Genomic DNA, 18,344 nt, shown 5'->3' with positions numbered 1-18,344 from the left:
CGGCGCAGCCATGCACCTTGGAAGCGGCTGCCCAGGCCCTCTCCCCGGGGCGCCGGGACCGCGGCGTCCTGTGCCGCACCTCGCCGCGCGCGGTCGGGCGACCCTGCGTTCGCCCGGCACGCGGGCGCTCCTCCGCCTTGCGGTGCACGGGGCCGGACACCGGGGGCGGAGCCGGCGCCCCCGGGGCGGCAGGACCTGGTCCGGCGGGTGTGCCGCGGCACACAGCGGGGGCCCGTCGGGGCGGCCCGGAGGGGTGCGTCGATTAAGGTGACCAGGTGAAGATCGCCCTCATGGACTCCGGAATCGGCCTCCTCGCGGCTGCCGCCGCGATGCGGCGGCAGCGGCCGGACGCCGACCTGGTCCTGTCCTCCGACCCCGACGGCATGCCCTGGGGGCCGCGGACCCCCGCCGACCTGGCCGGGCGGGCGCTCGGTGTCGCGCGTGCCGCCGCCGCGCTGCGGCCGGACGCGTTGATCATCGCCTGCAACACCGCCACGGTCCATGCCCTCCCCGCCATCCGGGCCGAGCTGGAGCCGGCGATTCCCGTCATCGGGACCGTGCCCGCGATCAAGCCCGCCGCCGCGGCGGGCGGGCGCGTCGCCATCTGGGCCACCCCCGCCACGACCGGCAGCCCGTACCAGCGCGGCCTGATCCGCGACTTCGCGGCCGGGGCGCACGTCACCGAGGTGCCCTGCCCGGGGCTCGCCGACGCCGTCGAGGCGGGCGACGCCGATGCCGTGTCGGCCGCCGTCGCGGCTGCCGCCGCCCTCACCCCGGCCGACGTCACCGACGTCGTCCTCGGCTGCACCCACTACGAGCTCGTCGAACCCGCCGTACGGGCGGCGCTGGCCGAGCGGACCGGCGGGGCCGGCCTCGTCTACCACGGTTCCGCCGAGCCGGTCGCCGTCCAGGCGCTGCGCCGGATCGGCGCCGCCCCCGACCCGGGCGCTCCCGCCACCGGCACCCTGACCGTGCTGCTCAGCGGCAGCGAGGGCGCCCTGTCCGCCGCCGCGCTCGCATACGCCGAAGGGCGGCTGCTGGCCGGTGAGGGCGCCGCCGTCGGCGGCCGCTGACCCCGCGGGCGGCGGTGCGGTCCGCCGCCCTACGCCGCCCCGGCCAGCCGGGCCGCGAGGTCGTCCAGGGACCGGGCGTCCAGGACGCGGCCGCCGGAGCCGGGGAGCGGTACGTGCAGGGGCGTGGTCCACTCCGGGGGGATCGCCGCCCGGCCGTAGCGGGCGCCGGCCAGGGTGCCCGTGACCGCGGCCACCGTGTCCGTGTCCCCGCCCAGGTTCACCGCGGCCCGTACGGCCTCCGCGAAGCCGGTGGTCGTCCGCAGGGCCCATACCGCCGAGCCCAGGCAGGGCCACACGGCGCCGTTGAACTCGGTGGCGAGGCCGGGGTGCCAGTCCGGGGCGAGGACGCGGGCGTAGCGTTCGCGCTGCTCCGGGGCGACCGCCGCCAGCGCCTGCGGCAGCCGCTCCAGCGGGTCGGCCCCGTCGAGCGCAGCGCGGACGAGTTCGTGGAGGAGGGCCGTGCCCTCCCAGGCCGCAGGGTCGCCGTGGGTCAGGGCGGCCAGGCGCCGGGCCGCGTCCATGGTGGCCTCCTGCCCGGCCGCCGCGAAGAACACCGCCGAGGTCGACGCCCGCATGAGGGAGCCGTTGCCGGCCGCCCGCGCGTTCACCTGGAAGTGCAGCGCCGCGGCGAGGTCCCACGGGTCGCCGCCGGTGAGCACCTGTTCCGTCTGGAGCCCGATGTCCTTCGGCCCGGCGGCCGCCCAGCGCCGGAACCGGTCGAAGACGTCGGGGAGTTCGAGCCCGCCGTGGTCGAGGAGGGACTCGCCGACGAGGACGGCCATCTGCGTGTCGTCGGTGGCCTCGCCGGGGTCCCAGCCGCCGCCCCCGCGCATCTCCGACCCGCGGGCGTCGAGTTCCCCGGCGGGCCCGAACTCGTAGGGCGCGCCGAGCGCGTCGCCGACGGCGGAGCCCAGCACTGCGCCCGCGGCGCGGTCGAGACGGGTCGTCAAGGGGCCTCCTCGTGCAGGTCGGGGCAGGCACAGTCCAGCACGCCGCGGGCGAACGCGTCCAGATCGTCCAGCCCGGCGGCGGCCGGTGCGGCCGGGGCCGTGGAGAGGAGGTGCCAGAGCGCGCCGTCCCTCGCAAGGGTGAGGGCGCGGGGGTGCGCGGGGCTCGGACGGCAAGCAGGCCGCGCGCAGCAGGCGGGCCGTGCGGGGCGCAGTCGGCGCCGACCGGGTGGCCGAGCGCCCCGACAGGCGACGCCGACCCCCTGCCCGGCCGACGCCCTCACCGCCGGACCGGGCCGGCGGCGGCCCCGCCATGGCGCCCCACCCGGGGGCAGGACGCCTGTGCCGCCCTGCCCCGGCGCGAGGCGCTCGGCCGGCCGCAGCCGCCCACGGGCGGGCCGGGCTGCCCGCGGCCGTGCGCGCGTACGACCGCGAGCGCCGCCGCACTGCCCGGCGCGTGGCGTCCGGCTCCCGCACGCTGCACCGGTTCGCGACCGCCCGCCGCCCTGCCCTCCGCGACGCGCCGGTCGGGCTCCTGCCCGGCTGACGGCCCGCTCCGGGCCCGTTCCGGACAGCGTCCGGCGTTCGAGACCGAGACCCTCCCCGGACAGGCGCGGACGCGAGGCGGTGCCGCACCTGCGGAACGTGAGTACGCTGCTGCCCATGACGGGTCACCCCCCTGGTCCGCTCTGGACGGGCCGGGCCTCGAACCGCGCCCAGTGGCTGCTGGCCCTCGCCGGCGCCGCATCCCTGGCGCTCGGCATCCAGCTGGCCGTCGCCTCCTCGTGGGGCGCGGGCACCGTGGCGCTGCTCATGGCCGTCGTCGGCTGCATCGCCGTCGGCCTGCTGATCCTGTACGGCACCCTCGCCTTCGTGTACGTGGCCGTCACCATCGACGCCGAGGCCCTGGAGGTCCGCTGCGGCCACATCGGCCTGCCGCGCCGCACCGTCCGCCTCGCCGAGGTCACCCGCGCCGAGTACCTGCCCCACATCACCCCGCAGCAGTGGGGCGGCTGGGGCCACCGCTGGCGGCCCCAGAAGGGCACCGCCGTCATCGTGCGCCGCGGCGAGGGCCTCGCGCTCCACCTCGGCGACGGCAGGCTCTTCACCGTCACCGTCGACGACGCCGAGAACGCGGTCCGCGTGATCGACACCCACCTGCGGACGCACACCCGCTGAGCACGCCGCCCGACCCGCCCGAGCCCGCCCCGGCGGACCGGCCGCGTACACTCCGCCAGATGAGCAGCAGTGTCACCCGAGAGCCCCGAACCGCCGGAGCGGAAGCCGTCGCCGGTGCCGGTTCCCCTTCCGCGCGGCCCGCGGGCGCCGAGCAGTCCGGGCGGAGGGCCGCCGCGGTCCGCGCCCTCCTCGCCGCCGGCTCCGGTGCACTGCTCTACCTGAGCTTCCCGCCGCGGCCCCTGTGGTGGCTGGCGCCCGTCGCCCTCGCCGTGCTCGCCGGCTGCCTGCGCGGCCGCCGGGCCCGTGCCGCGTCCGGGCTCGGCCTCCTCCACGGCCTGGGCTTCCTGCTGCCGCTGCTCGTGTGGACCAGCCAGGGCGTCGGCCCGGTCCCGTGGATCGCCCTGGCCACCCTCGAAGCCCTCATGATCGCCCTCACCGCCACCGGCATCGCCCTCGTCGGCCGGCTGCCCGCCTGGCCGCTGTGGGCGGCCGCCGTCTGGACCGCCGGCGAGGCGCTGCGGGCCCGCGCCCCCTTCGGCGGCTTCCCCTGGGGCAAGCTCGCCTTCGGGCAGGCGGACGGCATCCTCCTGCCCCTCGCCGCCGTCGGCGGCACCCCGCTGCTGTCCTTCGCCACCGCCCTGTGCGGCTTCGGCCTGTACGCCGCCCTGCTCGCCGCCCGCGAGAGGCCGCGCCCGGCCGCCGCCGCCATCGCCGCACTCGCCGTCGCGGCCCCCCTCGGAGCGGCCCTCGCGGCCCGCCCCCTCGTCTCCTCCGCCGCCGAGGACGGCACGGCGGTGGCCGCCGTCATCCAGGGAAACGTCCCGCGCGCCGGGTTCGACTTCAACGCCCAGCGCCGCGCCGTCCTCGACAACCACGCCAACCGGACCCTCCAGCTCGCCGAGGAGGCCCGTGCGGGCAAGACCCCCCGGCCCGACTTCGTGGTCTGGCCGGAGAACTCCTCCGACATCGACCCCTTCACCCAGCCGGACGCCTACCGCGTCATCGACAACGCGGTGAAGGCCGTCGGCGTGCCCGTCTCGATCGGCGCCGTCCTGGCCCCCGAGACGGGACCGCTCCGCAACACGGTGATCCGCTGGGACCCCGAGAAGGGCCCCACCGACACCTACGACAAGCGCAAGATCCAGCCCTTCGGCGAGCGGATCCCCATGCGGTCCGTGGTGCGCCTGTTCAGCAAGGACGTGGACCGGGTGAGCCGCGACTTCGGCCCCGGCAAGGAGCCCGGCGTCTTCGACATGGCCGGGAGCCGCGTCGGCATGGTCACCTGCTACGAGGCCGCCTTCGACGACGCCGTCCGCTCCACCGTCCGGGCCGGTGCCCAGGTCATCGCCGTGCCGAGCAACAACGCCACCTTCGGCCGCACCCAGATGACCTACCAGCAGCTGGCCATGGACCGCGTCCGGGCCGTCGAGCACAGCCGGACCGTCCTCGTCCCCGTCACCAGCGGCGTCAGCGCCGTCATCCGCCCCGACGGCAGGGTCGTCCGGCAGACGGAGATGTTCACCGCGGACGCGCTCGTCGCCGAGATCCCGCTGCGCTCCACGGAGACGCCCGCCACCCGCCTCGGCCCGCTGCCGGAGTACGTGCTCCTCGTGCTCGCCGCCGGCGGGCTCGGCCTGGCCCTGTCACGGCGGATCCGCTCCCGCGGCCGCGCCGCCTGACGGGGGCCGCGCCCGCGGCCTCGTATGGTCGGGGGATGACACCTGAGTTCATCCGCGAGATCCGCGAACACGCAGGGAACCGGCTCCTCCTGCTTCCCGGCGTCACCGCCGTCGTCGTCGACGACCTCGGACGCGTGCTGCTCGGCCGCCGCGCCGACACCGGCGGCTGGTCCGTGATCGGCGGCATCCCCGAGCCGGGGGAGCAGCCCGCCGACACCGCCGTGCGCGAGGTGTACGAGGAGACGGCCGTCCGCTGCGTCCCCGAGCAGGTCGTCCTCGTCGAGATGCTCGAACCGTTCACCTATCCCAACGGTGACGTCTGCCAGTTCCAGGACACCACGTTCCGCTGCCGCGCCACGGGCGGCGAGGCCCGCGTCAACGACCACGAGTCGCTGGAGGTCGGCTGGTTCGAGCCGGACGCCCTGCCGCCGCTCCACCCCTTCGCCCTCCACCGGATCCGCCACGCCCTCGCCGGCGGGCCGACCTGGTTCGCGCCCGCGGCGGAGCTCCCCGCGGAGCCCGCGGCGGTGCCCGCTGCGGCGGGTGTCCCGGCCGGGCAGGAGGCGGCCCCCGCCTGGGTGCCCGAGGGGATCCCCGAGTAGGCCGGCCCGCGGCGGGTCAGGCCCGCGCCGCGGCCTCCCGGTACAGCCGCACCGCCCGGTCGCCCATCACCGCGCTGTACGAGACGTCCGGGTCCGTGCCCCCGCCCTCGTGCCCGCCGAGTACGCCGGCCACGGCGCCGCCCGTCAGCCACGGGCTGCCGCTCGTGCCGCCGCTGAGGCCGGGGCAGTCGATCCGCCGCTGCGTCGGCGTGTGCAGGGCCGTCGTGTTCGTGCAGCGCAGCGGCGCCTCCGCGGTGCGCGGGTAGCCGAGGACCGTCGCCGCCGTCCCGGCCGGCTGCCCGCCCGCCACCGGGAAGCCGCCGACGGCCTCCTCCACGGGCAGGGCCGCACCGCCGCCCGCCGGGACGACCGTGGCGAAGGCCAGGTCGGCGTCCGGATCCTCGCGCTCGGTCCACGACGGCGCCGTGTGGACGCCGGTCAGCCGCCACACCCCGTACGGGGCCCTGCCGTCGCGGTAGCCGGGTGCGAAGAACGTGTTCAGCGGGTCGGCGAGGCAGTGCGCGGCGGTGGCGATCAGGTCCTGGCCCGCGCTGCGGACCACGGAGGCCGTGCAGAAGTGGCCGCCGTCCAGGCCTCCTGCGAACAGAGGCCCGACCCGGTCCGCCGCCGTGCCCGGCGGCGCGGGCGCGGTGGTGCCCGGGGGCGGCAGGGCGGAGGCGTCGGGCACGTGGGCACCCAGCAGGGCGGCCATCGCGGCGAGGGCCGCGGGCGTCCGGGCGGCCCGGCGGACGCGGGTGCGGCGCGGCGTTCGGCTCGGCATGCGCGGGATCATGGTCCGAGCCTCCCCCTCGAAACCATGGACGGAGCCCGCTATTCCATATGAATCCGCTGTGAATCCCGGCCCGGAGGCCACCCCGGACCGGCCCGGACGCGTCCCCTGGGGCCTGTGTTGAGTTGCCCCGCGGGGCAACTCAACACAGGCCCTATCGGCGCTCGTACACCGTCACCCGCCGGCCCCGCACCTCCCGGTCCGCCACCACCGTGAAATGCTCCGCGAGGACCTTCGCCTTCGCCGCGTCCCGGGCGGCGCCCGACGGCTTCGCGACCCGGGCGGCGTCCGTCACCAGCAGCACCCGGCGCTGCGCCAGCAGGGCGGCCCGGATCCGCGCCGGATCCGCCTCCTCGCCCTTGAGCGTCGCCGACTCGGCCGGACTGCGCTCCAGCGCGACGTCCGCCAGCCCCGCGAACGCCCCGGGGGAGACCAGCGCCGTGTCCCTGCGGGCCGCCGGTACGAACACCACCGCATCACCCGGCCGCCCCAGCCGGGCCACCTCCCCGGCCACCGCCAGCACGTCGTCGACCCGGCTCGCCGGCGACCGCTTGGCCAGCGACTGCGGCAGCAGCGCGAGCACCGCCGCCGCCACCACGACCGGCACCACCAGGCCCGACGCCCGCGGGAACCGGGGCGCGAGGGCCCGTACGCCCGCTCCCAGCGCCGCGCCGACCAGCAGCGCCAGCCCCAGCATGCCGAACAGCACGTACCGCTCCACGAACAGCGGCTGCACCAGCGACAGCCCGATCAGGCCCAGCTGCGGCACCGCCAGCAGCGGCAGGCCCACGGCCGCGGCCGACAGCCGGCCCGCGCGCGGCCGGTCCGCCGCCGCGCACAGCCCGCCCACCGCCAGCAGGACGGCCGGACCGATCATCATGTGCCAGGTCAGCGGCGGTATCCAGGACACCTGGCCGGACTGGCTCCGGCTGAAGAGCACCAGCGGCAGCACTCCGGCTGCAGCCCCGGCCGCCGCTGCCGCCCAGCGCGCCGCCACGGCCCGCGGCGCGCCCGTCCACCACAGGGTTGCCGCGTGCGCCGGGAGGACGAGCAGCGACAGCCAGTTCAGCAGCGCGCACACGAGCACCGCCAGCGCGTACGCCGTCCAGCGCGGCCACCGCCGCCGGTCCGCCCGCGCTCCCTCCGCCCCGGCCCCGTCCGCGAGCAGCGACACCAGCAGCAGCGTCGACAGCCCGGTGCCGGCCGCGACCAGGGCGTACGGGCGGCCCTCCTGGAGGTGGAACTGCACGGCGGGCAGCAGCGGCAGCGCGAACCCCGCCCCCAGGCCGGCCCAGCGGCCCGCCAGGCGCTCCCCGAGCAGGGCCGTGCACGCCGAGGCGGCGGCGACCGCCAGCACCGACGGCAGCCGCAGGGTCGCCGTGCCCGGCCCGAACACCTCGAAGAGGCCGTGCATCAGGAGGTAGTACAGCCCGTGCACGGCGTCGGCGTTCCCGAGCATCGCCCAGATGTCCCCCGCCGACCGCCCGGCGACCTGCCAGGTGGCCGCCTCGTCCCGCCACACGCTGTCCTGCCGGGACAGCCCCCACAGTCCGAGCCCCGTCGTCCACAGCACCGGCAGCAGCCACACGGGAAGGCGACGGAGGGCGGTTCTCGTGGGAAATGCCATGGTGCGGTTCGAATCCTCGAAGGAGTGTGCGAGCGGAAGGTGCCAGTCTATGGACGCCCCGGGCGGTTTCCCTCCGCGCCGTCGTGCACCGCGGCGCGGGAGCGCACGCCCCGCGATCCGGGCGACGGCCCCCTAGTGCTGTGGCCGGGAAGGTTCACCGGGTCACGGCGCCCGGCACGGCGCCTCGCCGCGTCGGCGGACCGCACACGTACGCCCCGTACGCGTTGCGGCCCGCCGCCTCGCGATGCACCGCACCGGACACCGCGCCCCGGCAAACCTTCCCGGTCACAGCACTAGCGGTCGCAGCGGTACGTGAAGGCGGTGCGGGCGGTGCGGGTGTCGGGGGAGACGATCTCGACGGTCGCGGACGCCTCGTAGACGCCCTCGCCGCGGAACGTCCACAGCAGGTGCAGCCGGGCCTCGTCGCGGCCGCGCGGGACCCGTTCGGAGAGGGCCTCCGTGCGGGTGCCGTCGCTGCGGAGCCAGCGGTACGTGATCGTCCCCGGGCGCCCGTTGGTCCGTACGACGGCCACCACGTCGGCGGTCGAGTCGCAGCCGGGGTCCCGGCCGTCCGCGGTGGCCGCCGACACCTCCCGCACCGCCAGCCCCGGCCCCCACTCCTGCCACGCCAGGTAGCCGAGCACTCCGAGCAGGACGGCACCGGCCAGGGTGTAGCGGCGCCATTCCGGGCGCCGCCGCGCGCGCGGCGGGAGCACCACGGGGAACGGGGCCGGCGCGGCCGCCGTCACCCCCGGGCCGAACCGCAGGACCGAGCCCTCGACCCGGTCGGGGACGGCGTCCCGGGGCTCCGGCGGCCGGTCGATCCAGTGGCTGCCGAGCACGGTGGCGCTGTATTCGTCGTCGTCGTTGTTCATGCGGGGGAGCACCTCCTCACGACGAGGCTGTCGGTGGCCGGGCCCTGTCCTGCCGCCGGGGAGGTCGTCACCCGGACGCCCCAGTGGCAGCCGCCGCCCTTGAACGTGTGCGTGACCGGCCCGGCCGCCGCCAGGGCCGCCGTACCGCCGCCCGCCGTGTGGTCGTACACGGTGGTGCCGTCGGGCTCGGCGAAGGCGTCGCCGTCGTCGCCCGTGAACCACTGGACAGTGACCCGGACCGTTCCCGTGCCGGTCGTCTTGAACGAGATCTCCGCCGCCGCCGTGTCCGGGCCGGTCTGCGCGAGCTGCACCCCGACGGCGTGCACGACCGGCGTCGGCTTCGGCGTCGGCGTGGTGGTCGCCGAGGGCCGAGGGGACGGCGGGCGCGCCGGCGAGGCGGACGCCGACGGCCGCACCACCGCCGAACGGCTCGGCGACGGGCGGGCCGACAGCGACGGCCAGGGCGCGGGCGAACCGCTCGCCGACGGCGACGGCGACGGCGACGGCGACCCCGGCGGCGACCCGGACGGCCCCGCCGACCCGGACGGCCCCGCCGACCCGGACGGCTCCGGCCGGGGCGAGCCGTATTCCGGCCCGGGCGGCGCCGGCCGCGACGTCGCGAACGAGTTCACCGTCCGTGCGCCCCCCGGCTCGCCGCCCACCGCGCTGTACGTCGCCCCGATGACGATCCCCAGCACGAGGGCCGCTCCCGCGGCGATCGACCCGCGCCGCCCGGGCGCCCAGCCCGACCCCCGCCCCAGCGACGTCGTCGCGACCGCCGTCGTCCCCGAGGCCGCGCCCCCCGAGGACGGGAACAGCAGCGGCAGCAGCGCGGCCGCCGCCGCAAGCCTGCGCTGCCCGCGCTCCTCCCAGTCGGGCCCGTACGCGGCGAGCGCCAGGTGCTCCAGTTCCGCGACGAACTCCTCGGCGTCGCCCGGGCGCTGCTCCGGCGCCTTCGCCATGCCGCGGCGGATCAGCGGCCGGACCGTCTCCGGCGCCTCGTCCTCCGGTACCGGCGCCTCCACGTGCTGGACGGCGAGTTCGGCGAAGTTCTGCCCGGGGAACGGCTTGTGGCCGGTCAGGCACTCGAAGAACGTGGCCGTCGCCGCGTACACGTCGGCCGCGGGGGAGGCCGGCCGCCCCTGCCACTGCTCGGGCGCCATGTAGGCGGGCGTCCCCGCGACGCCGGGGGTCGTCCCGCGGCGCGCCGCGATCCCGAAATCGACGAGCTTGGAGGTGCCGTCGGCCGCGACGAGGACGTTCTCCGGCTTGTAGTCGCGGTGGACGACGCCCGTCCGGTGCGCCGTCGCCAGGCCGAGCAGCGAGCCCTTCAGCACGGCCAGTGCCGCCTCGGGCCCGGTCTGCCCCGCCTCCCGCAGCACGGCCCGCAGCGAGATCCCGTCGACGAGCTCCATCACGATCGCGGCGCCGCCCGGCGCCTCCACGTACTCGTACAGCCGCACCACGTACGGGGAGTCCAGGCCGCCCAGGAGCCGCGCCTCGGCCCTGAACTCCGCGAGGAACGCCGGGTCCTCGCGGAGCCGCTCGCCCAGGTACTTCACCGCGACGGGCGTACCGGTCGCCCCGTGCACGGCGAGGACCACGCGGCCGCCGCCGCCTGCGCCGAGCTCCCGGACGTGCGTGTAGCCGGGCACCGTCCAGCCGTACACCGTCATCGCCTGCCCCCCGTCCGTGGCGTCGCCGTGGCCCCGGCCCGGCCGCGTAGCCGGCCGGGCACTCCCAGTGACACGGTTTCCGGCCGGGCCGGTTCCCAACCCGGCCGCGGCAACTCGGGCCGCTGTCCGCTCCGGGGGCGCCCGGGCTCCGCTCAACCGGCCTGCAGCTGCAACAGCCGTTCGACGAAGGTGACCTGTGAGGCGATCAGCTTCGCCTTGGCCTCCTCGGGGGTGAACCAGGCCACCCTGTCGAGCTCCGGGAACTCCTGCGTCCGCCCCGAGCGGGGCGGCCACTCCATCAGGAAGGTGCCGGGAACCATGAGCGCCGGGTCGAGGTCGGCGCGGACCGCCCAGACCACCACCTGCTTGCCGCTCGGCATCCGGGCCTCGCCCAGCGGGAGGTACGGGCCGTCCGGCGGGGGCAGGCCGATCTCCTCGGTGAACTCCCGCCGGGCCGCGTCGAGGGGCGCCTCGTCCGGCTCGTACTCCCCCTTCGGGATGGCCCAGCCGCCGGCGTCGCGCCGCTCCCAGAGCGGGCCGCCCATGTGGCCGAGCAGTACCTCGACCGCCGGGGCGGCCCCGGATCCGGCCGCCGCCCCCGTCTCGCGGAAGAGGAGGAGCCCCGCACTGCGCTTCGTCGTCATGGCCGCATGTATGCCCGGCGGGCGCACCGGCAGTCGCGGCCGGCGCGCCGCGGCGGCTCAGTGGTCGTGCGGGCCCTGGCGGTGGACCGGGCCGTGCGCCTCGGCGCAGTGCGGGTCGGCGCCGTCGTCCGCCGTCCGGCCGACGGTGAGCAGCGCCTCCTGGGCGTGGTCCACCTGGAGCGTGGTGTGGGTGATGCCGTACTCCTTGGACAGCAGCCGCTCCAGGTCCCGCCGGACCGCGTGGCAGTCGCCCGCCGGCTCGACCAGCACGTGGGCCGACAGGGCGGCCTGGCCCGAGGTGATCGTCCAGATGTGCAGGTCGTGGACCTCCGCCACCGGCGGGTGCCCGGCCAGCCGGTCGCCGACCGCGTCCGGGTCCAGGTGGGCGGGGGCCGCCTCCAGGAAGATCCGGCCGGATTCGCGGACCAGCCCGTAGCCCGCCTTGACCATCAGCGCCACCACGACGAGCGTGGCGATCGCGTCGGCCTGCCGGAAGCCGGTGGTCAGGACGACGAGGCCGGCGACGGCCGTGCCGATGAACGCGAACAGGTCGTTCAGGACGTGCTGGTAGGCACCCTCGACGGCGAGCGAGGAGCGGTTCGCCCGGGAGATGCACCAGGCCGCGGCGATGTTGACGAGGATGCCGGCGAGCGCGGTGACGAGCACCAGGCCGCCCGCGACCGGCGGCGGGTCGATCAGCCGCTCGACCGCCTCGTACGCCAGCCAGACGGCCAGCAGCAGCAGGGTGAGGCCGTTGGCCTGGGCGGACAGTATCTCCGCGCGCTTGAGCCCGTAGGTGAACCCGCCGCGCGCGGGGCGGGCCGCGAGCCGCATCGCGATGAGCGCGAGGACGATCGAGACGGCGTCGGTCAGCATGTGCGCCGCGTCGGAGATCAGGGCGAGCGAGCGGGCGATCACTCCGATGACCACCTCGACGGCCATGAAGGTGCCGATCAGGACCAGTGCCGCGGCCAGCCACCGCCGGTCCGCGTCCGCGGACACTCCGTGGGAGTGCCCGCCGGGTCCGTGCCCGTGCCCGTCGTGCCCGTGGCCGCGGCCCTGGTCGTGCGTGTGTCCGGCGTCGTGCATCTGGTCGTGCACGCTCATGGCGTCCCCCGTCCGGTCGGTTCCGACGCGTGAAGTGAAGCGCACTGTGAAGCAATGGGCAAAGGCTGCAACGGGGACCGTTGTCATTACGGTTAACACCCCTCTGACCTGCGGTTATGCCCGGCCGGAAGGATCGTGGGAAAATCTGCTCATGGCCCAGCCCTCAGGTGTGCCGTCAGCCGCGCCCGAGCTAGTCCTGGAAACCGACGCGGGCTCCACCCCGATGAGCCCGAGCCGGACCTACCACGTCGGCCGCGACCCCCTCTGCGAGATCTGCCTCGACGACGCCCGCGTCTCCTGGCACCACGCCGTGCTGCGCCCCGACGGCGACCACTGGACCGTCCAGGACGAGGGCAGCACCAACGGCACCTGGGCCGACGGCCACCGCGTCCGCGAGTGGAGTGTGGGGCCCGGCAGCGAACTCCGCTTCGGCAGCGCCACCGACGGCCCGCGCGCCCTCCTCCTCGACCGCGGCCCGGCCGCCGCCGCGCCGCCCGTGGGCCCGCTCGCCGACGCGCCCCCGCCCGCGCCCCCGCCCGCGGCCGCGCCCGCCGCCCCGGCCGGCGTCTCCGGCCCGTCGCTGACGGGCACCTTCCGCCGCCCCACCTCCATCCGGCAGGTCCCCGCCAGCACCGCCGTCCGCATCGGCCGCGCCGACGACAACGACCTCGTCATCGACGACCTCGTCGTCTCGCGCCGGCACGCCGAGCTCCGCGCCCTTCCCGACGGCACCCACGAAATCCACGACCTCGGCAGCCACAACGGCACCTACCTGAACGGCGTCCGCACCGGGCGCGCCGCTGTCTCCGAGGGCGACATCATCGGCATCGGCCACACCGCCCTCTGCCTGGTCGGCGGCCGCCTCCAGGAGTACACCGACACCGGCGAGGTCTCCCTCGACGTCCAGGACCTCACCGTCACCGTCGACCGCGGCCGCAAGACCCTCCTCGACCACGTCTCCTTCCCCGTCGGCGCCCGATGCCTCCTCGCCGTCGTCGGACCCAGCGGGGCCGGCAAGTCCACCCTGCTGGGGGCCCTCACCGGACTGCGCCCCGCCGACCACGGCACCGTCCTCTACGACGGCCGCGACCTCTACCGCGACTACGCCGAACTCCGCAGCCGCATCGGGCTCGTCCCCCAGGACGACATCCTGCACGCGCAGCTCACCGTCCGCCGCGCCCTCTCCTACGCCGCCGAACTCCGCTTCCCGCAGGACACGGCGAAGGCCGAGCGGCAGGCCCGCGTCGACGAGGTCATCACCGAACTCGGCCTCGACCAGCGCGCCGGCCAGCCCATCCACAGCCTCTCCGGCGGACAGCGCAAGCGGGTCTCCGTCGCCCTGGAACTCCTCACCAAGCCCTCGCTGCTGTTCCTCGACGAGCCCACCTCCGGCCTCGACCCCGGCATGGACCGCTCCGTCATGCACATGCTGCGCGGCCTCGCCGACGACGGCCGGACCGTCATCGTCGTCACCCACAGCGTCCTCAGCCTCGACGTCTGCGACCGGGTCCTCGTCCTCGCCCCCGGCGGCCGCACCGCCTGGTACGGGCCCCCGCAGGAGACCCTGCCCTTCTTCGGCTTCGACCAGTGGCCGGAGGCGTTCGAGGCGTTCGAGGCCCAACGCGGCCGCGACTGGGCCGGGCAGTTCAGCGCCTCGCCCGAGTACCGCCGGTACGTCCGGGGAGCCGCCCGCCTGCCGCAGCAGGCCGGGGAGCGGCACTCCGGAGCCTTCGCCGCCCCGCCGCCGCCCAAGGCGCAGAGCTGGGGATCACAGCTGTCCACGCTGGTGCGCCGCTACGCCGCCGCGCTCGGCGCCGACCGCACCTTCCTCGCCATCATGATCGCCCTGCCGTTCGTCATGGGCGCCATGGCGCGCGCCCTCGCCGGGGGCTCGCTCACCCGCGAGTCCGCCATGAACGTCCTGCTCATCCTGTGCGTCGGCGCGGTCCTGACCGGCGCCGCCAACGCCGTCCGCGAACTCGTCAAGGAACGCACCATCTACCAGCGGGAACGGGCCGTCGGCCTGTCCAGATCCGCCTACCTCATGTCCAAGGTGGCCGTCCTCGGCGCCATCACCACCGCCCAGGCGGCCGTCCTCACCCTGGTCGCCCTGTACGGCGTCGACACCAACGCCCCCGGCGGCCGCGGGGTGCTGCTGCCGCCGCTCGCCGAGATCATCCTCGCCACCGCCCTGCTGTCCTTCACCGCGATGATGCTCGGCCTGCTGGTCTCCGCCCTCGTCCGCAAGGAGGAGGTCACCATGCCGCTGCTGGTGCTGATCGCCATCGTGCAGGTCGTCTTCTGCGGGGCGCTGCTCCGGCTCGACGGGGCCCCCGTCATCGGCCAGATCGCCTGGCTCGTGCCCTCCCGCTGGGCCCTCGGCGCCATGGCCGGCACCGTCGACCTCGGCGCTATCGTCCCCGGCGCGCTCACCGCCGACCCGCTGTTCGCGCACGACCTGCGGGTGTGGCTGCTCGACCTGGGCATGCTCGCCGCCCTGTCCGTGCTGTTCGGCGTGCTGGTCGTGCGGCTCCTGCGCCGCCACGAGCCGGCCATCATGCGGAAGTAGCGCGATGGGAGCACCCGCGGCATACGCCGGCGCAGAGTTCCGCCCCACACACGTCGTCCCGCAGAGCGGGATGCCGGCCTGGGAGGAGCCCGACGTCTCCCGGCCGACCGTCCCCCTCGACCCCTTCCTGCCCGTGCAGCTGCTCTCCCGGCGCGGCGAGTGGGGGCAGATCCTCTGCGCCAACGGATGGTCCGCCTGGGTGGACGGCCGCCTCCTCGTCGCCGTGCCGCAGCCGCCCCCGACCGGGGGCCGGCCCGTCGGCCGCGCCGAGGACCCCCTGCCGCTGCTCGCCCGCGCCGCCGACGCCCTGGACCGCTACCGGCAGGCCGTCGAGGAGCTCGCGGCGGGCCGGCTGGACCAGGAGGGGTTCCGCAGCCGAACGCGCGGGCTGCGGTCCGGGGCCGTCGTCGACGGCGAGTCCGTGTGGCTGTACGACGAGGCCTCCGGCCAGTGGATGTACGGCGACGGGACCCGCCTCGCCGCCTACGCCGCCCCCGCGCCCGGCAGCGAGCCGGCCCCGCGGGCCGAGCCGACGCCGACCGCCGTGGGAGAGGGCGGCTCCGCGGAGCGCCCGGCTGCGGAAGCCCGGCGCGGAGGCCGCGAGCCGACCCAGGTCGTCACCCCGCCGGAGGCGGGGGGCAGCTGAGCCCGCCCGGTCACCGCCCCCGCGCGGCGGACCTTCCGCGGGCGGCGGCGCGCCGGTGCACCGGCCGGGCCAGCAGGGCGCCGAGGAAGCCCGCGACCGCGCCCCACAGCACGGCGAGCCCCACGTTCCGCCACAGGACGGGAAGCAGCTCGACTGTCGTGCCGAGCCCGCCCGCGTCGCCGATGCCCATCAGGGCCAGCCCGAAGTGCGCGTCGACGGAGGCGAGCAGGGACACCGCCAGGGCGGCCGCCCCGAGGGCCGCCGCCAGGTGCAGGGCGTGCTGCCGGGGCCGTACGTGCGCGGGGGAGCGGAGGGCGGCCAGCAGGCCCGTGCCGAGCAGGGCGAGGGCTGTGACGGCCACCAGCCACCACATGCGCCCGTCCTGGCGGGCGAGGTCGGCGACGTCCACCGCGGACCGGTCGGCGTCGCGCACGACCCGGTCCAGCACCTGCGGCACGGGCAGCCCGAACGGCCCGTCCGCCCGGCCGTCCCACGCCCCGCCGTAGCCGAGGGTGAGCGCGAGCCACGCCAGGTTGGGCAGGGCGAGCAGGATCACGGCGAACGCCCGGTCCGGCTGGCCGCGCGTGGCCGCCGCGAGCAGGCCGGCGCCGAGCCCGAGGGCCACGTACGCGAGGAGCAGCACGACGGTGGCGGACGCGGCGGGCCGCACCGCCGCGTGGAAGCGGACCAGCCGCGCCGGGAGCGGTGCCCGGCGCGAGACGAGCAGCGCCACCAGCAGCAGGCCCGCGATCCACAGCAGCCCGAACAGGAGGGTGGCCGGCAGGTCCGCGCGGAACCCGACCGTCGGCGCCGGCCCGAGGAGTTCGGAGGCGTCCTCCAGCGCCGGGTCGCCGGGGCTGACGGCGAAGTCCTGGCGGGCGAGCAGCGCGGTGCCGGCGAGCGCGGCCAGCCACAGCAGCACCAGCGGGCCGGCCCGGGCGAGGAGTTCGCGTCCGCCGGCGACGGCCCTGTGGCGCAGCGGGCGCAGGAACAGCAGGCCGGCGGTGAGGGCGCCGGCGAGGCTCACGGAGAGCGGGAGCAGCGCCAGGCCGCCCTCCGCCCGGAGGAGCCCCTCGCCGCCCGCCACGTCGACCGAGCCGCCGGCGGCGAGCACGACCACGGCGGCCACGACGTGCGGGAAGGCGGCGCCCGGCAGCCGCGCGGCGCCCGCGCAGGCCAGGCCCGCGGCGGAGACCGCGGCCATCACCGCGAAACCCGCCGCGACGGCGGCGAGGGCGTCGCGCCAGGCGGGCCGGGCTCCCCGGGAGTCCGCGGACGTACGGCTCACAGCGCCACCGTAGGCAGTCCCGGCTTGCGGCCACCACCGGGAGGCCGCACACAATGGTCCGCAGGAGTGGCCGCACCCCCGCGATCGGCCCGTCCCGGCGACCGCGCCCCCGACACCGGCGGCCCCGTACCGATCCCGACCCGCCTCGGACCCGACCCCGCCGCGAGCCCGCCCCCGACTCCGCCCCGACACCGGCGGCCCCGGCGGCCGGCCGGGGGCCGGGTCGCAAGCGCCCGGCACTGGAGCGCCCGTGACCACGCAGCCTTCCGGCACACCGCCCTCGGACCGCCCCGGCGGCCCGCCCTCCGGGCCGCCCGCCGGCCCGCCGGCCGGACCGCTCTCCGGCGGCCGGGCCTCCGGCCCCCCGACGGTGGCCGGCGGGTCCGCCCCCGGCGGCCCGCCATCCGGGGGTCCCCCGCCGGGCGGCGGGGGAGCCGGCGGTCCGGGCGGCGGTGAGCCGCCGAGCACTCCGGGCCCGCCCGGAGGCCCCCGGCGCCCCCGGTGGCGCCTGCCCGTAGTGGCCGGCGCCGTCGCGGCGCTCGCCGCGGCCGTCGTGCTCGCGGTGGTGCTGACCCGGCCGGGCGGCGTACCGTCCGCGACGGGCGGCGAGCTGTTCCTCGAACCGGCCTCCGCGCAGGGCAGGGCGCCCTTCACCGAGTCCACGGCGACCGTCCCGGCCGGCGCCGCCGAAAGCCCCGCGCCGTCCGGGGACGCCCCGGACCGGCCTCCCGCCACCGGCACCGTCACGACCCGCTCCCTCACGGGCGCGTCCCCGGGCCTGTACGGCGGCACCCGCGACACGGCAAGCTGCGACATCGAGAAGCAGGTGCGCACCCTGTCCGCGGAACCGGCCAAGAACGCGGCCTTCGCCGAGGCCCTCGGCATCCGGCCTGCCGAGGTCCCCGGCTTCCTGCGCTCGCTGACCGCCGTCACCCTGCGCGTCGACACACGGGTCACCAACCACGGCTACGAGGACGGCCGTCCCACGCCGTACCAGGCGGTGCTCCAGGCCGGTACGGCGGTCCTCGTCGACGACCACGGCGTGCCGCGGGTGCGCTGCGCGTGCGGCAACCCGCTGGACCAGCCGGTCGCGCTGAAGCCGGACTCGCGGCGCTTCGGGCAGCCCTGGGCGGCGTACCGGCCGCAGGAGACGGTGGTGATCAGGCCGACGGTCGTCGTCATCAACAAGATCACGTTCTACGACGCGCGCGACGGACGCTGGTACCAGCGTCCGGCCGGCGGCGCCAAGGACCCGGACCGGCCCGTCCCCCCGCCGCCCGTCCCGCCCGGACTGGACCCCACCCGCAGCCCGGCCGCCACGGCGACCCCCACAGGCGGCCCGACCCCGCCGACGCCCCCTCCGGCCCCGCCCACCCCGACCGCAACGGCGACCCCGGCCACCCCGACCGCAACGGCCACCCCCACCCCCGCCCCCACCGGGACCGGTACCCCGTCCCGGGCCGTCACCCCCTCGACGGAGCCCGGCTCCGCCACCCCGACGGCCTCCGTCCGCCTGACCCCCGTCCCCTCCCAGGAGCCGACCGAGCCGTACGAGCCGACACCCACCCCGGCGGGTCCGACCCCGGCCTCCCCGCCGCCGACGTCTCCCACCCCGGCGCCCTGACACGGCGACCGTCCCGGC

14 protein-coding genes and 1 pseudogene are annotated in these 18,344 nt (G+C 77.2%); 7 read left to right on the top strand and 8 right to left on the bottom strand.

Going from position 1 to position 18,344, the window contains the following annotated elements; all coding sequences use genetic code 11:
- The first annotated feature begins 275 nt into the window (after window positions 1-275).
- A complete protein-coding gene (locus C0216_RS18860) occupies window positions 276-1,073 on the top strand; it encodes a glutamate racemase (protein ID WP_162793265.1) in 798 nt (265 codons plus the stop codon).
- Window positions 1,074-1,102: 29 nt separating this feature from the next.
- On the opposite strand, the gene C0216_RS18855 is transcribed toward C0216_RS18860, so the two are convergent.
- Window positions 1,103-2,023 (bottom strand): ADP-ribosylglycohydrolase family protein, encoded by a 921-nt coding sequence (locus C0216_RS18855; protein WP_246042616.1) that lies wholly within the window; start codon window positions 2,021-2,023, stop codon window positions 1,103-1,105.
- A gap of 660 nt (window positions 2,024-2,683) precedes the next feature.
- Here C0216_RS18855 and C0216_RS18845 point away from each other — a divergent pair.
- From C0216_RS18845 to C0216_RS18835, 3 genes and pseudogenes are all read left to right on the top strand, one after another.
- On the top strand, window positions 2,684-3,199 hold the full coding sequence (locus C0216_RS18845; RefSeq protein WP_114058775.1) for a hypothetical protein: 516 nt from the start codon (window positions 2,684-2,686) through the stop codon (window positions 3,197-3,199).
- Between the two features lie 59 nt (window positions 3,200-3,258).
- Window positions 3,259-4,878 carry an apolipoprotein N-acyltransferase gene (gene lnt / locus C0216_RS18840; protein ID WP_114056408.1) on the top strand — a complete coding sequence of 540 codons (1,620 nt, stop codon included), beginning with the start codon at window positions 3,259-3,261 and terminating at the stop codon, window positions 4,876-4,878.
- A gap of 35 nt (window positions 4,879-4,913) precedes the next feature.
- Window positions 4,914-5,375: pseudogene (locus tag C0216_RS18835) on the top strand (NUDIX hydrolase); the annotation flags it as partial.
- A 121-nt stretch (window positions 5,376-5,496) separates the two neighbouring features.
- On the opposite strand, the gene C0216_RS18830 reads toward C0216_RS18835, so the two are convergent.
- The 6 genes from C0216_RS18830 to C0216_RS18805 all read right to left on the bottom strand — a co-directional run bounded on the left by C0216_RS18830 (window position 5,497) and on the right by C0216_RS18805 (window position 12,199).
- Window positions 5,497-6,261, bottom strand: a complete 765-nt coding sequence (locus C0216_RS18830) for a trypsin-like serine peptidase (RefSeq protein ID WP_114058774.1) — start codon at window positions 6,259-6,261, stop codon at window positions 5,497-5,499.
- A 163-nt stretch (window positions 6,262-6,424) separates the two neighbouring features.
- Entirely contained in the window at window positions 6,425-7,897 is a 1,473-nt protein-coding gene (locus tag C0216_RS18825) for a hypothetical protein (RefSeq protein WP_114056406.1), read from the bottom strand.
- 293 nt (window positions 7,898-8,190) lie between these two features.
- Complete coding sequence (locus C0216_RS18820) at window positions 8,191-8,772, bottom strand: hypothetical protein (RefSeq protein WP_114056405.1); 582 nt, start codon at window positions 8,770-8,772, stop codon at window positions 8,191-8,193.
- Window positions 8,769-10,448: a serine/threonine-protein kinase gene (locus C0216_RS18815; RefSeq protein ID WP_246042615.1), complete on the bottom strand. Its 1,680-nt coding sequence runs from the start codon at window positions 10,446-10,448 to the stop codon at window positions 8,769-8,771. Before C0216_RS18815 ends, C0216_RS18820 begins: the two co-directional genes overlap by 4 nt.
- Window positions 10,449-10,600: 152 nt before the next feature.
- Window positions 10,601-11,092: an NUDIX domain-containing protein gene (locus C0216_RS18810; protein WP_114056404.1), complete on the bottom strand. Its 492-nt coding sequence runs from the start codon at window positions 11,090-11,092 to the stop codon at window positions 10,601-10,603.
- 57 nt (window positions 11,093-11,149) lie between these two features.
- Window positions 11,150-12,199 (bottom strand): cation diffusion facilitator family transporter, encoded by a 1,050-nt coding sequence (locus C0216_RS18805; RefSeq protein ID WP_114056403.1) that lies wholly within the window; start codon window positions 12,197-12,199, stop codon window positions 11,150-11,152.
- Between the two features lie 151 nt (window positions 12,200-12,350).
- On the opposite strand from C0216_RS18805, the gene C0216_RS18800 reads away from it, so the two are divergent.
- On the top strand, window positions 12,351-14,768 hold the full coding sequence (locus C0216_RS18800) for an FHA domain-containing protein (protein ID WP_114056402.1): 2,418 nt from the start codon (window positions 12,351-12,353) through the stop codon (window positions 14,766-14,768).
- A 4-nt stretch (window positions 14,769-14,772) separates the two neighbouring features.
- Entirely contained in the window at window positions 14,773-15,414 is a 642-nt protein-coding gene (locus C0216_RS18795) for a hypothetical protein (RefSeq protein ID WP_246042614.1), read from the top strand.
- A gap of 10 nt (window positions 15,415-15,424) precedes the next feature.
- Here the strand turns inward: C0216_RS18795 and C0216_RS18790 are convergent, their stop codons facing one another.
- The gene (locus C0216_RS18790; protein WP_114056401.1) at window positions 15,425-16,702 is read right to left on the bottom strand and encodes a streptophobe family protein; all 1,278 of its coding nucleotides are present in this window, start codon (window positions 16,700-16,702) and stop codon (window positions 15,425-15,427) included.
- A 517-nt stretch (window positions 16,703-17,219) separates the two neighbouring features.
- Between C0216_RS18790 and C0216_RS18785 the strand changes: the two genes are divergently transcribed.
- Window positions 17,220-18,326, top strand: a complete 1,107-nt coding sequence (locus C0216_RS18785) for a DUF6777 domain-containing protein (RefSeq protein WP_216827099.1) — start codon at window positions 17,220-17,222, stop codon at window positions 18,324-18,326.
- The last annotated feature ends 18 nt before the right edge of the window (window positions 18,327-18,344 follow it).

This window comes from Streptomyces globosus (assembly GCF_003325375.1).
GTDB lineage: Bacteria > Actinomycetota > Actinomycetes > Streptomycetales > Streptomycetaceae > Streptomyces > Streptomyces globosus_A.
The sequence above is the reverse complement of the archived record's forward strand: the minus strand, read 5'-3'. Positions and strand labels throughout refer to the sequence as shown.

What these genes read in the sequence shown, in the direction of transcription:
- C0216_RS18805 (WP_114056403.1), bottom strand. Translation starts at nt 12,199, where the DNA reads ATGAGCGTGCACGACCAGATGCACGACGCCGGACACACGCACGACCAG.
- C0216_RS18800 (WP_114056402.1), top strand. Translation starts at nt 12,351, where the DNA reads ATGGCCCAGCCCTCAGGTGTGCCGTCAGCCGCGCCCGAGCTAGTCCTG.
- C0216_RS18815 (WP_246042615.1), bottom strand. Translation starts at nt 10,448, where the DNA reads ATGACGGTGTACGGCTGGACGGTGCCCGGCTACACGCACGTCCGGGAG.
- lnt (WP_114056408.1), top strand. Translation starts at nt 3,259, where the DNA reads ATGAGCAGCAGTGTCACCCGAGAGCCCCGAACCGCCGGAGCGGAAGCC.
- C0216_RS18845 (WP_114058775.1), top strand. Translation starts at nt 2,684, where the DNA reads ATGACGGGTCACCCCCCTGGTCCGCTCTGGACGGGCCGGGCCTCGAAC.
- C0216_RS18820 (WP_114056405.1), bottom strand. Translation starts at nt 8,772, where the DNA reads ATGAACAACGACGACGACGAATACAGCGCCACCGTGCTCGGCAGCCAC.
- C0216_RS18830 (WP_114058774.1), bottom strand. Translation starts at nt 6,261, where the DNA reads ATGCCGAGCCGAACGCCGCGCCGCACCCGCGTCCGCCGGGCCGCCCGG.
- C0216_RS18795 (WP_246042614.1), top strand. Translation starts at nt 14,773, where the DNA reads ATGGGAGCACCCGCGGCATACGCCGGCGCAGAGTTCCGCCCCACACAC.
- C0216_RS18810 (WP_114056404.1), bottom strand. Translation starts at nt 11,092, where the DNA reads ATGACGACGAAGCGCAGTGCGGGGCTCCTCCTCTTCCGCGAGACGGGG.
- C0216_RS18825 (WP_114056406.1), bottom strand. Translation starts at nt 7,897, where the DNA reads ATGGCATTTCCCACGAGAACCGCCCTCCGTCGCCTTCCCGTGTGGCTG.